Source organism: Maribacter sp., assembly GCF_039974175.1.
Taxonomy (GTDB): domain Bacteria; phylum Bacteroidota; class Bacteroidia; order Flavobacteriales; family Flavobacteriaceae; genus Maribacter_C.
The window spans coordinates 179,968-194,454 of record NZ_JBDWJN010000003.1 but is presented as its reverse complement, the minus strand read 5'-3'; the positions used below and the strand labels follow the sequence as shown (position 1 = coordinate 194,454).

Genomic DNA, 14,487 nt, shown 5'->3' with positions numbered 1-14,487 from the left:
AGCCCCTCTTTTATGCTAACAAGGAGACCATCCTGTTTTCAATTTTGCTACCTCGTACTTCTAGCTGTGTTTATCAAAAACCAAATCTCCATTTTTCCAGACCATGCAAGGCTTGAAATTGCCTTGGTTATATAAGATTTCCTGATAATAATCTGTGTGGAAGCCTATAAAATCGGCATGGTACCCTTTCGCCAATCGCCCTCTATTATTCAATTTAAGAGCGGCGGCGGCACGAAAAGTAATTCCTGCCAAAACCTCTGCGTTAGAAAGTTTTTCAAAAGCGCCTAGAATAGAAGCTTGGGTCAACAAATCGCCCATTGGGGCAGAACCAGGGTTATGGTCACTGGCGATTGCAAGTGACCCGCCTGCATCTAGTAACTGCCGTGCAGGGGTGAAACCACAGCCTAATCCAAGAGAAGCGCCCGGCAGCGCCGTGGCAATGGTATCGCTTTTGGCCAAGAGGTTTATTTCAGTTTCCGTGCTGGCTTCCAAATGGTCAGCGCTTAGCGCTCCAAAATCAACGGCAACTTGGCTTCCTGAAGTAGAAAACTGATCTGCGTGCACCGTAATGTCAAAACCCATGGCCTTTGCTTTTTCAAAATAAGGCGCAATTTGTGCAGCAGAAAAGGCACTCTCTTCAACAAAGGCATCTATACGATTGGCCAACCTCTGTTCTTTTAAAATTGGAAATAACTTGGTGCTTATTTCGGCCAAATAGGCTTCTTGGTTTCCGTCGTAGTCTTTTGGAAGCATATGGGCAGCCAGACAGGTAGGAATCAAATCAGCCGCAACAAGGGAATTTGTTTCTTTGATAGCATGTAGCATTTTAAGCTCTTCGTCTACTGATAGGCCATAACCACTTTTAACTTCTAGAGTCGTAACCCCGTTTTTTAGATGGCGATTGGCAAGTTTGGTGGTACTTTTTATCAAGGCTTCTTTGCTGGCTTTTCGCGTTTGTGTAACGGTATCCCAAATACCTCCACCGGCTTTTGCAATTTCCAAATAGGTTTTGCCTGCATTTCGCATGGCGTAGTCCTTGGCGCGAGAGCCTCCATAACAAATATGAGTATGGGCGTCTATGAGGCCAGGAATGCAAGTGTGATTTCCTTTGAGCTCTTGTATTTCTACGTCTTCGGAATTCTTTGCAAGGTCTTCAAAACTTGAAATAGCCAGTATGTCTCCATCTTTAATTAGGATTCCTGCATTTTCGAGAATAGTCAACTGACTATCAGCGATGGCTCCTTTCAGTGCAAGCCCGGTCATTGGAATAAGTTGTCTGAAAGGACCTATGAGTTTTTTTCTGTACATGTTTTGTTCTAATTCAGAAAATAGCGTTTAGACAAATTAAGATCTCGTCTCTATTTTCTTTTTAATATACTTCAAATTCATCAGAGTAATCGGTCGACAAAGAAATTTTCTCTCTTTCACTTATTTCACTGATCAACTGCATTAGGGTCTGATCTTTTATCAGTTGAATACCCTTTTCAATATCATCTGCAAAAACGCGATCCCTATCGGCAAAGGCTACCTTGCTGCGAACTTCTTTATGAATTTCTTCCAAGAAAATTCCAGATTTCATGGGTTTGCGAAACTCAAAAGCTTGGGCAGCGGTTAGTAATTCGATAGCTAAAATCTTTTCAACGTTCTCGATTACTTGCAGTGCCTTTCTACCGCTTATAGAACCCATGCTAACATGATCTTCTTGACCCAGAGATGTTGGAATACTATCCGCACTAGAAGGAAAACACAGGCCTTTGTTCTCACTTGCCAGTGCGGCCGTGGTATATTGTAAAATCATATAACCAGAGTTGATTCCCGTATCTTGCATTAACAATTTGGGAACACCCGGGCTATTTCCTTCCAAAGCCAAATAAATACGACGATCTGAAATATTTCCGATTTCTGAGGCAGCCAAACAAGCGTAATCCAAAGCCATGGCCAAGGGTTGCCCATGAAAATTACCACCGCTTATGGTGAGCTCCTCATCTATAATTATCGGGTTGTCGGTGACAGCGTTTAATTCCACTTCTAACAATTCCTTTAAATGTAACCAAGCGTTACGAGATGCCCCATGTACCTGCGGAATACAACGTAGAGAATAGGGGTCTTGAACACGTTCGCAATCGATATGATCTTCCATAATTTCGGAGCCCTTTAGCAGGCGTTTCACTCTTTTCGCAACATGTATATTTCCTTTAAAAGGCCTTAAGGTATGGAGCTCATTGAAAAAGGGTTTTACCGAACCTTGCAGGCCTTCGATCATCATGGCACCAATAACATCTGCCTGTGCTAAGCACGAATGCAGTTTCGCCACCACTTTAACCGCATGGGCGGCAATAAATTGGGTTCCGTTTATTAGGGCAAGTCCTTCTTTAGGACCCAGCTCTAGTGGCTTTAATTTGAATTTTTGAAAGAACTCAGAAGTGGAATAGGTTTGACCTTGGTGCACGATCTTGCCAAGACCCATTAATGGAAGGAACAAATGAGAGAGTGGCGCTAAATCACCAGAGGCACCTACAGATCCTTGGGAAGGTACTACTGGAATAGCATCATTTTCAATATGCCATATAATACGCTCCAAGGTAGTTTCGGCAATTCCTGAAAACCCTTTGGCTAAAGAATGTACCTTGAGAATAAGCATCAACTTAGCGATTTCAGTATCGATAGGTTTGCCGACGCCAACACTATGACTTTGCAGAATATTGGTTTGCAATATAGTAGTTTCTTCCTTTGATATTTTGGTAGTGCATAAGGGTCCGAAACCCGTGTTGATGCCGTACACCGGGTGCCCCTTTTCAATTATATGCTGCACCCTTTGCCAGCTAGCTCCTATTTTCTTTCGGGCTACTGAGCTTAAATTTGTCTTGGTTTTTCCTGAGGCAATAGCTAGACTAATACTAGCGGTAAGCCGATCTTCTCCGAAATTAAAAGTTGTTGGTACTGAAATCATAAACTGCATTTTGGACTTATAAAAATAGGTACTATCTTTAATAATTACCAATACCATTTTAATTAGTATTTAATAACCATGAGTTATCAATTGGAATTACGTCATTTTAAGTATTTTATGGCCGTTGCTGAAGAATTGCACTATCGTAAGGCTGCAGAACGATTATTTATTTCTCAACCAGGTTTGAGCCGACAGATTAAACAAATGGAAGCGATATTAGACGCGCAACTATTCATCAGAAGTAAAAAGAAAGTTTCCCTTACACCCGCTGGAGAATACTTAAGAGGGGAGTTGGAATTTGTTTTGAACCATCTGGAGCTAACTAAAAAACAATTGAAACTTATCAACGAAGGAAATTCTGGTGAGCTTCGTATAGGTTTTCTGGGTTCAGCAATGCAGCATGTTATTCCCCAATTGCTGGTGAAACTTCGAGATGCTTATCCCGATATTAAAACGAGTCTTGATGAGCTTTCCAATCATGCGCAGCTGAATGCAGTTTTGAAAGACAAACTCGATTTGGGTTTTGTTCGTTTGGCAAGGGTGCCAAAGGAGTTGCGCATTCGGCCTGTTTTTGAAGATACTTTTTCGATTGTTTTACCCAAAGATCATATTTTAGATGCCAAATCTTTTAAGGGAATGAAGCAATTAACCGAAGAGCGTTTTGTGCTTTTTTCTCAAGATTATAGTCCCTTGTATTTTGATAAGGTGATGAGCATTTGTGAAGATGCTGGCTTTACACCAAAAGTCTCACATCGATCGGTGCATGCTCAGACTATTTTTACGCTGGTTGAAAATAAGTTGGGTATTGCTATTATTCCAACCTCCCTACAATACGGTTTCAACCTGAACGTAAAATTCATAGAACTTAAACGAATAAAACAACGCGCCCAACTGTCTGTTATTTGGAAAAAAGACAATCGAAATCCCGTGCTCAAACACGGTGTGAATTTGCTGTTAAACGAGTCTTGATTACGTTCGCAAAAACTTAAATTTGCATAATTAAAAGAAGCGCTATGATTTTCGATTTAATAAAGAAGAGACGGTCGGTTTTTCCATCTTCATACAGTGATAAACCTATTGCGAAAGCCGATATAGATCAAATTTTGGATGCTGCCAATTGGGCTCCAAACCACAAGAAGACCGAGCCTTGGCGCTTTAAGGTTTTGCAAGGCCCTTCACAAGAAAAGCTAGGAAAGTTTTTGTCTGCAAAATACCAAGAGGTTGACCCTAAACCTAAGCAGATCAAAATTAGAAAATTGTTGGAAAATCCCGCTAAGGCCGGGGCACTTATCGCTATTTGTATGCAACGTGATCTAACAGAAAGCGTACCCGAATGGGAAGAAGTAGCTGCTACAGCAATGGCTGTGCAAAACATGTGGTTGTGTTGCACCGAACTGGGAATAGGAAGTTACTGGAGCTCTCCTGGGCTCATTAAGTACATGGACGAATTTTTCGATTTTGAGGAAGGAGAAAAATGTTTGGGCTTCTTTTATATGGGGTATTATGATGCCGAGCTTCCCGAGGTTACAAGAAGACCTATCGCAGACAAGGTGGTTTGGATAGACTAGTTTTGGAGTGTATTCAATTTCTTTTGAACCGCTGTTACAAATCTGTTCTTTTCATCAATATGAACTAAAAGGATATCGCATTCTTCAATAAAACCATACATCTTTTCGATGGTTTGGGGAGTGGTAAAATGAATGGCGATGTTGTGGTTTGAACTTTCTTTGTTGAAGCCAAGATTGCCAATCTTTAGATTTTTTGAATGCAATTCTTTTGAAAAGACTTCGATTTTATCAATCTCGGTAAGCGGAATAACAATATCAGCAAGAAGCCCGTTTCTTAAAATTAGCTTTTGATGGGTTAAAAATGAAGGCCTTTTCAAAAGTGCCTTCATATGCGCTACAATACTAAAGGCTGAATAAATACTTAGTAGGGTTAAAGTCCATGCTGCAATAGCGCTCCATTTCATTAGGAGCACATGAAACGCATAGGTTTCAATGCAAATCACCATAAGAAAAGCGCCGGCCAATGCTATGCTTGCATTCTCTTTGTATTTCGTGAATTCATTTTTTTTGAGCTTTTTTGGTTTCCAAGAGAAAAAGGCATAATACAACATGCTTATCTCTGAGGCAAAGACCGAAGCATATCTTGACTTGCCAAACAATGCGGTTGCACTGCGCTTGCTAATGGTAAGAAAGTCGGCCGTTTGATTTGAATGCGCTTTATAAACCTGTACCCCTTTGTAAATTTTAAAGGATAGGAAGGCTAGAACAATTATTTCGATAAAAGGTAGAAAGTAAGTTTTAATATAGCCCAAATGTTCTTGGCCACTTTCGGGGAGTAAAAAAGTAGCAATAACTGTTCCTCCTATAAAAAAGGGTAGGGTTTTTAACTTTGCGACCTTGCTTTTGAACGACAGCATAAAGAACAATACAGGCGCCGTTAAGACTAAGTCATAGGTGATTGCCGTTGCGAGTTCTGGCTGTTGTTTTAGTAAGGGACTCATACCTAAAATTATTGATATGAGTACAATGAGCAATGGTAGCCCATAATTGAACGCTACCAATCGATCTATTTTAAATAGCCTCATCTGTTTTGATTTATCTAGTCAAAGAAAGGAAACAAAGCTGTTTTATATTCCCAAACTATCTTTATAAACAATCCTAAAAAAATCATACTTACCACAAACTTCATAAATGCCCCTGTAAGAAAACCAAGGAAAGACCCAAATGCGGCTTTAAGGGCCGTTTTGTTATCTGCCTTATTCGAAAGTTCACCTAAAAATGCACCAACAAATGGTCCGATAATGATTCCGAAGGGAATTGGAGCGATAATACCAACGATAAGTCCGATGGTAGTTCCTATCATTCCTGCTCGGGTGCCACCAAATTTTTTCGTTCCCATGGCTGGTATGACGTAATCCATGGCGAAGACGAAGAGGGCAACGGCTCCGGTTATTCCCAAAAACCACCAGTCATCGGCTACTGCTGTGGTTAAATGAAGGAGTAGGAGTCCGATCCAACTCACTGGCGGGCCGGGAAGTACGGGTAGAAAGCTTCCGATGATGCCAAGCAAGCAACATAAAAATCCAATTATAAGTAAGGCAATATCCATGTAATTTACTGTTTGCTATTGGACGAAGATAATGATGATTTGTTACAGTTTGAATGGGTACGTAAGAAGCTTTATACAATTATTCAACTAAAAAATTAGTTTAAACTAAAAATTTAGTTATATTTGTTTCGTATTTCAACTAAAAAATTAGTTCAAATGAGACAATTGACAAAAGCAGAGGAAGAAGTAATGCAGATCTTATGGCAGTTACAAAAATGCAATGTTGCCGCAATAATAAAAGAATTGCCCGAACCAAAACCGGCTTATAACACAGTTTCGACGATAGTTCGAATTTTAGAAAGCAAGGGTTTTGTAGATCACGAACAAGAAGGGAAAGGCTATTTGTATTTCCCTATTCTGAAAAAATCAGATTATAGCAACCAATCGATCAACAAGTTAGTCGATGGTTATTTTCAGGGCTCTTTTAAGAGTATGGTGTCTTTCTTTATGAAAAAGAATGATATGAGTCTGTCTGATTTGGAATCCATAATGAAGGAAATTAAGAAAACTGACGAGCCGTCAGATACTAATAAAAATGACGGCATCTAAATTTTAATCTTATGCTACAATATATCTTAGAATGCATCGCATTCCAATTGGTGTTTCTTCTCATTTATGATTTATTCTTAAAACGGGAAACATTCTTTCAATGGAACCGAATTTATCTCATTGGCACCTATGCTATATCGTTGGTTTTGCCTTGGATAAAAATAGAGGCAATGAAAACCAACTTGCCCGAAGCTTTTCAGGCTTATCCGGAGTTTCTATGGAATAGAAATGATATGGCCATAAGCCCAAGCGCCGTACCACAAACAACGCTTAGCATTTCATGGGAGTACCTACTTCTATTTGGGGGTATGTTTTTGGCGACTTTGCTCTTCGGATATAAGCTCTATCAGATTTATAGGTTGAAGTTAAAAGGAGAGGTACGTTATTTTAAAGACTTTACCCGAGTTATTGTTTCGAATAGTTCGATGGCGTTCTCCTTCTTTAAATCTATTTTTCTTGGAGATAAAATAGTCGAAAAGGGGTACAAAAGTATTTTGCAGCATGAGCTGGTACATATTCGCCAACGGCATTCCTACGATTTAATGTTCTTTGAAGTAATGCGAATTGTGGGCTGGTTCAATCCTTTGGTCTATGTATATCAAAGTCGAGTTGCCGAACTGCATGAGTTCATTGCCGACGCTCAGGTGGCCAAGACCAACAAAAAGGAACAATACCAGTTATTGTTGTCTGAGGTCTTTCAAACACATAAAATATCATTCATTAATCAATTTTTAAAAACCTCATTAATCAAAAAACGAATCGTTATGTTAACAAAGGAAAAATCAAAAAAAGTGTTTAGGTTGAAGTATGCCTTGTTACTTCCAATGCTTATAGGCATACTTTTTTATACATCATGTGAAGTAATTACCGGAGATTCTGATGGTGTCATTCAAGTGCAAAATATAGAAAATTTAACCCAACAAGAGGAAGTCAAAATCTTTAGGCAACTAAAAAACCGCTCTGAAAGCTCAGAAGATTGGGTACTATTTGTTCGAGACAAAAACTCGACAATGAAGTTTGTTCGGTCGGAGAATGGATCGTATTTGTCAGGACCAAACGGAGAAAAAATATATGCCAAATTGGCCATTGATTCTAAATTAGGGGAAAGCGAGATGGATTTGTTCACTGCATTTCTAGGAAAAGATACCGAAGTTAGTGTTGAGCGTGAAAGCTCAGTTGAACTATATAATAGGTTGGCCAAAGAACGTCAAAGGTTGCTTGAAATCCGAGATGAAAGAGATCCAATCATAGTCAAGCTTGAAACGCAACTCAAAGATTTGGAAGAAGCTATGTTACAAGTCAACCAGACCGTAACTTTTGCAAATGTCGATGAAGTGCCCGTATTTCCTGGCTGTGGGGATGCAGATGACAAACGAAAATGCTTTAATGAAAAGATGCATAGACATATCAGCAAGCATTTTAATTACCCAAAAGAAGCTCAGGAAAAAGGAGTTCAAGGTAACGTGAGCATCATGTTAACTATTGATATGGAAGGACATGTCACTACTATTCGAACAAGAGGTCCAGATAAATTATTAGAAAATGAAGCCGAACGTATAATGAAGCGATTACCGAAAATGGTACCGGGAAAGGAAAAAGGAATAGCGGTAAATGTTCCGTATTCGATTCCAATTACTTTTAAATTACAGGATGAAGTCAAAGATGCTGATATCATAAAACTTGGGTTGAACGGCGATCTAGATCCAGTCTATATGGTTGACGGAAAAGAATCTACCAAGGAAAAAGTGGCTATGCTTAATTCAAATGATATCGAATCGATGTCGGTTTTGAAGGGCGAAGCGGCAAAAAACGTTTATGGTAAAAAAGGAAAAAACGGCGTTGTTCAAATAACCACCAAAAAGAAGGAGTGAAACTAATGATTTCTGTATAAAATTCTAAGGCCGAAGCAATCACTTCGGCTTTGTTTTTGCAAATAATCAATGTCCCCAAAAAATCGTAATTTCCGCCAAAGATTAGGGGCCTATGCGCAATTTATTAATGGTATTGGTTTTATGCGGCTTTACTTCATGTAGTCTTTTCGAATCAAAAGATAAAAAGACTCAAAAGTTAGTAGAAAGAGAGTTGCAGCAAATCGATTGGAGCGATGTAGATGATTACCCCTTATTTAGTGATTGTGATGAACTTGTTTCAAAAGAAATGCAAAAAAAGTGTTTTGAAGAACAGCTTTTGTCGCACCTGTCGGCTGACCTGCAAGAATTTCAACTAACGAGCGAAACCGAGATCAAAGATGTCGTTTTTCTTGATTTTAGGATTGAGAATGACGGAATTATTACCATATTGGATATTGAAAACAAAGAGATTTTTGGTCCCCAAATGCAAAAGTTTGAAGACAAGGTCACCGAAAGTCTAAAAAGTCTGCCCAGAATAGAGCCGGCCCTCAAAAGGGGCATTCCTGTAAGTGCAAATTTTCGAATACCTATTTTTCTAAACTCCAAGTAGTTTTTGAAAATGATAGGCCGCAGATTTCATCCTTAGTGCCAGCCTGAATGACCGAGCAAGTGGGCAGTGGCAGGGTTATAGCATTAAAAAATTTACATACACACCCAAGTTCAAACTCAAAAAGAGTAGTTTCGAACAAAAAACGACAAACTAGGAATCCTTGACAAAAGAAAAGATCATTTTAGGTATTGACCCTGGAACCACCATTATGGGTTTCGGTATTATTAAAGTGGTCAATAAAAAGATGGAGTTCATACAGATGAACGAACTGCTGCTAAGCAAATACAAAGATCCGTATACCAAACTGAAATTGATCTTTGAACGAACCATCGAACTCATTGATACCTACCACCCAGATGAGATTGCCATTGAGGCCCCTTTCTTCGGAAAGAATGTGCAGTCAATGTTGAAATTAGGCAGGGCACAAGGCGTTGCAATGGCCGCAGGGCTTTCTAGAGAAATACCTATTACAGAGTATCTTCCTAAAAAGATAAAAATGGCGATCACCGGCAACGGGAACGCGAGTAAAGAGCAGGTCGCTAAAATGCTGCAAAATATGTTGGCGTTGAAAAGCCTTCCAAAGAATTTGGACGCCACTGATGGCCTTGCCGCAGCTGTTTGTCACTTCTATAATGAAGGTCGCGTTGAGGGTAGTAAAAGTTATTCTGGCTGGGGTGCCTTTGTGAAACAGAATAAATCTCGAGTAAAGTAGTATTTGGAAACAAACGCAAAAAAATATTGTAAAAATTGTGGGCAAGCTGTTTCTAATGCCTACTGTGACCAGTGCGGGCAGAGGACCTCAGTGGGCCAAATTACATTTAAGGAGACTTTTCATGATTTTGCCTACAGCATGTTTTCTGTTGATGCGCCGCTGGTCAATACATTGAAGTTATTGGTCGTTAACCCAGGTAAACTGTTTCGCGAGTTTTTATCTGGAAAAAGAAAGCATTACTATAAACCCGTGGCTTTCTTTATTCTAACTACAGTAATGTACCTATTGATCCGCTCCTTGCTTGACTACAATCCTTTTCAAGATACTTCTATAATCAACGTTGGTGATTCTTCAGAATATGTAGATGGGAGGAAATTGACTTTAGCCCGTAATTTTATGTTGCTGAATATTGATAAACTCCTATTTGTCTTTATTTTTGTTCTGGCGCTATATTTAAAACTATTTTTCTTCAAAAAGTATTCTCTAGCGGAGTATGTCGCCATTGCTTTTTATCTTATCGGGGTATATACAATTTTTGCTACTTTAAATATGTTTTACATTCATTATACAGCCTCCGAAATGCATGCGGGAGCATTATTATTGATGTTTATATATTTTACCTATGCTATTGTATCGACCATAAAGAAGAACCGCATATGGGTGCTTATTAAGTTAATCCCCTTATATTTTTTGGCTATTGTCTCCTATGCTTTAATCGCATTCGGAATTTCTTATATTATAATTTCTATCAAAAGCTGAAGTGGCCGGAATATACATCCATATCCCTTTTTGCAAGCAAGCCTGTCATTATTGCGACTTTCACTTCTCTACTTCGATGGGAAAGAAAGAAGCAATGGTTGCTGCCCTACAAAAAGAACTAAAACTAAGAAAAGAGGAGTTTAAAGATGAGGAGGTAGAGACAATCTATTTTGGTGGGGGTACACCTTCGGTTTTATCATCTGAAGAGATCAAAGGTGTTATTCAATCGGTTTATGAAAATTATCAGATTGGCAATAGCCCCGAAATTACTTTAGAAGCAAATCCTGATGATTTAGTGTCTGTTCAAGTGCAGTCGAAAACTATCTTCAAGGCGTATTTGAAAGCGGGGATAAACCGTTTGAGCATAGGAATCCAATCCTTTTTTGAAGAAGATTTAAAGTTGATGAATCGTGCACACAATGCTCAAGAGGCTGAGGAATGCATCCGTCAAGCGACAAAACATTTTGATAATATTTCCATAGACCTGATTTATGGAATCCCAGAAATGACCAATGAACGTTGGCTTCAGAACATTGATAAAGCACTTTCTTTCGGCATTCCTCACATTTCGAGCTATGCGCTAACGGTAGAGCCTAAAACGGCATTGGCAAGCTTTGTTCAAAAAGGAATTGTTAAACCTGTTAGCGATGAAGTGGCGCAAGAACATTTTAACATCTTGTTAGATAAGATGGAAGCGGCGGGTTTCGAAAGCTATGAGATTTCCAACTTTGCAAAGCCCGGCTATTTCTCTAAGAATAATACGGCGTATTGGCAACAAAAAAAATATATGGGTGTTGGTCCGTCAGCACATTCTTATGATGGTGAGCAGCGTGCTTGGAACATCAATAATAACCCGAAGTACATTAAATGCATAGAAAAGAATGAGTTGCCAATTGAAAGAGAAAAACTTTCTGTCACTGACAAATACAACGAGTACGTGATGACAGGACTGCGAACCGTTTGGGGTGTTTCTTTGAATAGGATTAAAAATGAGTTTGGAGAAAAATACCATGAATACATTTTGCAACAAGCTGACAAGTACCTTGAAGAACAGCTTTTATATTTCAATGACGATGTACTTATGGCAACCAAAAAGGGACGTTTTTTAGCCGATGGTATTGCAGCCGACCTTTTTATGTTAAATTTGGGATAGTGTTTTACTAATGTCATTCTGAGTGCAGTCAGGGGACTAGTAACACCTTAGTCTTAGACTGCGCTCCGACTGACATATCAGGTACTATGAAAGCTAAAATCAAAAACGACTTCATCGATTTGTCCAAGCCTTTGGATATTTCTATTCCCGTGCGCGGCGATGCCTCAAACGTGAATGCTTGGTATGTTGACCATCCAAAAATAGAACCGCATGTTGAGGGTGATTTTGTAGGTAAGGTTTCCGAAGGTGCTGCCACCAATTTTAATGATATTAGTTTCAATCCACATGCGCATGGTACACATACCGAATGTGTTGGCCATATTACGGAAGATTTTCATTCTATAAATCAAAATTTAAAGCGATACTTCTTTAAAGCTGAAGTGATTACCTTGGCTCCCGAAAAGTATCAAGACGATTTTGTGATTTCTCGAAAGCAATTGCAATATGCTTTAGGGAATAAAAAAAGAGAAGCGCTTGTCATTCGCACCCTTCCTAACATAAAGGATAAGCTAACAAAGCAGTACTCAAACACGAATCCGCCATATTTGTTAGAGCAGGCGGCTGAATATCTGGTTGAAAAAGGCATAGAACATTTGCTGATCGACCTTCCATCAGTAGACAAGGAAAAAGATGGAGGAGCCCTTTTGGCGCACAATGCCTTTTGGTGTGCTAATGGGGATGTACGAAAACAGGCAACAATCACTGAATTTATTTACGTGCCTAACAGTATTAAAGACGGTAAATATTTCCTGAATTTACAACTGGCTCCTTTTGAAAATGATGCGAGTCCAAGCCGTCCCGTACTTTATAAAATTGAAGACTAATGCGGAACAGTCTGAAAATAGAAGAGTTATTTATGTTTGTATTGGGAGTGTATCTGTTCAGTTTGCTGTCTTATCAATGGTGGTGGTTTCTGGTTTTAATTTTAACCCCTGATATCGGCATGATCGGCTATCTTTTTGGAAATAAAGTGGGCGCTTTTATGTACAACTTGTTTCATCACAAGGGTGTTGCGATTGCGATTTACCTTTTTGGAGCCTATCTTTCAAGTCCGGTAACGCAATTGACTGGTGTTATTTTGTTTGCCCATTCAGCAATGGATCGCGTTATGGGTTACGGACTGAAATATGACAAAGGATTTAAATTCACACATTTAGGAGAAATAGGAAATAGCGAAGATGGATAATATTTTTGACACGGTATTGGGGCTTATTCTCGGAGCGATAGCTACCTATTGGATATATACTTTTTTCAAAAAAAAGCAAAGTAAGGAGGTTACTTTGCATCAGTCAACAGTGCTTTTGGAAAAGATTAGAAGCGTAAGCAAATTAGTTTCCGTAGAGGGTGAATTTGCGGAAATTTATAAATATGAAAATACCAAAGAGCGTTTTCTTAGCTTGGTTACAAGTAAGAAGAAAGCCCTTATCGTAATCAACGCCAAAGCGCATATCGGATATGATTTAAAAAAGGTTCATATAACATCTGACGTAGATAATAAGCGTATTATTCTTACCAACTTTCCACAGCCAGAAATTCTTTCCATTGAACCTGAACTGGAATTTTACGATATCAAAAATGGCATGTTCAATTCGTTTTCTCCAGATGATTTAACAACTTTAAACAACGAGGCCAAAAATCACATACGCGAAAAAATTCCAGAAAGCGGATTGATGGAAACGGCGCGCAAGGAGGCCTTAGAAGCTGTACTGTTAATTGAGTCGATCGTAGCGACTATTGGCTGGAAATTAGACTACACGGCCTTAGAGATTGCAGCTAAAGAGCAGAAGAACCTTTTGGAAAAATAAATTGATAAAACATGAAGAAAACAATTTGCACATTCTTATTTTTAACCTTTACAATGACCAGTTTTGGTCAAACCGTTACTGATTCCCGCATGCAAGGGAATAACAATAAATCAAATATGATGAGAGAATTTGATCCTGCATTTGCGCATACCGTTTATTTTTGGTTGGCAAATCCAGATAGCCAGGAAGATCGAGCTGCCTTTGAAACATCGCTTCAAAAGTTCTTAGATAATTCTGCATACGCCAAAACCAAATTTATTGGTACACCCCCAAGGGCAAGTCGAGATGTAGTTGATGGCTCGTTTACCTATTCGTTGATTGTGACCTTTGAGTCGGCTGAAGCACAGCAGAATTACCAAGACGAGGCTCCGCATAAACTCTTTATTGAAGAATCGAGTGGGTTGTGGACCAAAGTAATTGTGTACGATTCAAAAACCATTTGATTCATGTTTTCTTTTCGGTCGGCGGTCAAAAGCGACTTTAAGGCTATTGCCATGCTTCATGCAAAAAGTTGGCAACAAAATTATAGAGGTACTTTTAGCGATCACTTTTTAGACAATGAGGTTTTGGAAGAAAGGCTGGAAGTTTGGAAAAATCGTCTTGAAAACCCAAGACGCAATCAATTCATCAATCTTGTGGAAATTGACAAGGCATTCGTAGCATTTATTTGTGGCTATGTTGATGATCACCCAAAATATGGAACTCTAATAGATAATCTTCATGTAGATTCAAAATTTATTGGGCAAGGTATCGGTGAAAAGTTAATGAGTGATACTGCTATATTTTTGAAAGAAAAGAACAAGGTATCGATGTATCTTTGGGTACTTGCCAGCAATGCAAGTGCCATCAGATTTTACGAACGCATAGGCGGAATAGCTGTGGAGACGGTTAATGATTTTGATATTGGCGACAGAGAGATAACGAAGACCAGGTACCATTGGCCAAATTTGAAAGTGATTCAGAGCCTGCACCATAACTAATT

17 protein-coding genes are annotated in these 14,487 nt (G+C 39.0%); 13 read left to right on the top strand and 4 right to left on the bottom strand.

Translation table 11 applies throughout. The annotated features are described in order from the left end of the window. Window positions 1–60: 60 nt before the first annotated feature. Window positions 61–1,308 (bottom strand): imidazolonepropionase, encoded by a 1,248-nt coding sequence (gene hutI, locus ABJN95_RS01950; RefSeq protein ID WP_348368306.1) that lies wholly within the window; start codon window positions 1,306–1,308, stop codon window positions 61–63. Window positions 1,309–1,369: 61 nt separating this feature from the next. After that, window positions 1,370–2,950 carry a histidine ammonia-lyase gene (gene hutH, locus ABJN95_RS01945; RefSeq protein ID WP_348368305.1) on the bottom strand — a complete coding sequence of 527 codons (1,581 nt, stop codon included), beginning with the start codon at window positions 2,948–2,950 and terminating at the stop codon, window positions 1,370–1,372. Window positions 2,951–3,028: 78 nt separating this feature from the next. On the opposite strand from hutH, the gene ABJN95_RS01940 reads away from it, so the two are divergent. Next, the gene (locus tag ABJN95_RS01940) at window positions 3,029–3,919 is read left to right on the top strand and encodes a LysR family transcriptional regulator (protein ID WP_348368304.1); all 891 of its coding nucleotides are present in this window, start codon (window positions 3,029–3,031) and stop codon (window positions 3,917–3,919) included. Between the two features lie 44 nt (window positions 3,920–3,963). Continuing rightward, the gene (locus tag ABJN95_RS01935; RefSeq protein ID WP_348368303.1) at window positions 3,964–4,518 is read left to right on the top strand and encodes a nitroreductase; all 555 of its coding nucleotides are present in this window, start codon (window positions 3,964–3,966) and stop codon (window positions 4,516–4,518) included. Here ABJN95_RS01935 and ABJN95_RS01930 read toward each other — a convergent pair. Continuing rightward, a complete protein-coding gene (locus ABJN95_RS01930; RefSeq protein WP_348368302.1) occupies window positions 4,515–5,543 on the bottom strand; it encodes a hypothetical protein in 1,029 nt (342 codons plus the stop codon). The genes ABJN95_RS01935 and ABJN95_RS01930 overlap by 4 nt on opposite strands. Window positions 5,544–5,557: 14 nt before the next feature. Next, complete coding sequence (locus tag ABJN95_RS01925; RefSeq protein WP_348368301.1) at window positions 5,558–6,067, bottom strand: DUF456 domain-containing protein; 510 nt, start codon at window positions 6,065–6,067, stop codon at window positions 5,558–5,560. A 156-nt stretch (window positions 6,068–6,223) separates the two neighbouring features. Here ABJN95_RS01925 and ABJN95_RS01920 point away from each other — a divergent pair, with 156 nt between their 5' ends. From ABJN95_RS01920 to ABJN95_RS01870, 11 genes are all read left to right on the top strand, one after another. After that, complete coding sequence (locus tag ABJN95_RS01920; protein ID WP_348368300.1) at window positions 6,224–6,616, top strand: BlaI/MecI/CopY family transcriptional regulator; 393 nt, start codon at window positions 6,224–6,226, stop codon at window positions 6,614–6,616. 170 nt (window positions 6,617–6,786) lie between these two features. After that, a complete protein-coding gene (locus ABJN95_RS01915; RefSeq protein ID WP_348368299.1) occupies window positions 6,787–8,487 on the top strand; it encodes a TonB family protein in 1,701 nt (566 codons plus the stop codon). A 112-nt stretch (window positions 8,488–8,599) separates the two neighbouring features. Beyond that, window positions 8,600–9,076: a hypothetical protein gene (locus ABJN95_RS01910; protein ID WP_348368298.1), complete on the top strand. Its 477-nt coding sequence runs from the start codon at window positions 8,600–8,602 to the stop codon at window positions 9,074–9,076. Window positions 9,077–9,236: 160 nt separating this feature from the next. Continuing rightward, window positions 9,237–9,788, top strand: coding sequence for a crossover junction endodeoxyribonuclease RuvC (gene ruvC, locus ABJN95_RS01905; protein WP_348368297.1), 552 nt, complete (start codon window positions 9,237–9,239; stop codon window positions 9,786–9,788). A 90-nt stretch (window positions 9,789–9,878) separates the two neighbouring features. Continuing rightward, window positions 9,879–10,547: a DUF3667 domain-containing protein gene (locus ABJN95_RS01900; protein ID WP_348368296.1), complete on the top strand. Its 669-nt coding sequence runs from the start codon at window positions 9,879–9,881 to the stop codon at window positions 10,545–10,547. Window position 10,548: 1 nt separating this feature from the next. Next, entirely contained in the window at window positions 10,549–11,700 is a 1,152-nt protein-coding gene (gene hemW / locus ABJN95_RS01895; RefSeq protein WP_348368295.1) for a radical SAM family heme chaperone HemW, read from the top strand. An 86-nt stretch (window positions 11,701–11,786) separates the two neighbouring features. Continuing rightward, window positions 11,787–12,524, top strand: a complete 738-nt coding sequence (locus tag ABJN95_RS01890) for a cyclase family protein (RefSeq protein ID WP_348368294.1) — start codon at window positions 11,787–11,789, stop codon at window positions 12,522–12,524. After that, window positions 12,524–12,886, top strand: coding sequence for a DUF4260 domain-containing protein (locus tag ABJN95_RS01885; protein ID WP_348368293.1), 363 nt, complete (start codon window positions 12,524–12,526; stop codon window positions 12,884–12,886). The genes ABJN95_RS01890 and ABJN95_RS01885 overlap by 1 nt, the downstream gene beginning before the upstream one ends. After that, window positions 12,879–13,505 (top strand): DUF4230 domain-containing protein, encoded by a 627-nt coding sequence (locus ABJN95_RS01880; RefSeq protein ID WP_348368292.1) that lies wholly within the window; start codon window positions 12,879–12,881, stop codon window positions 13,503–13,505. Before ABJN95_RS01885 ends, ABJN95_RS01880 begins: the two co-directional genes overlap by 8 nt. An 11-nt stretch (window positions 13,506–13,516) precedes the next feature. Continuing rightward, window positions 13,517–13,948, top strand: coding sequence for a Dabb family protein (locus ABJN95_RS01875; RefSeq protein ID WP_348368291.1), 432 nt, complete (start codon window positions 13,517–13,519; stop codon window positions 13,946–13,948). A gap of 3 nt (window positions 13,949–13,951) precedes the next feature. Next, window positions 13,952–14,485: a GNAT family N-acetyltransferase gene (locus ABJN95_RS01870; protein WP_348368290.1), complete on the top strand. Its 534-nt coding sequence runs from the start codon at window positions 13,952–13,954 to the stop codon at window positions 14,483–14,485. Window positions 14,486–14,487: the final 2 nt, after the last annotated feature.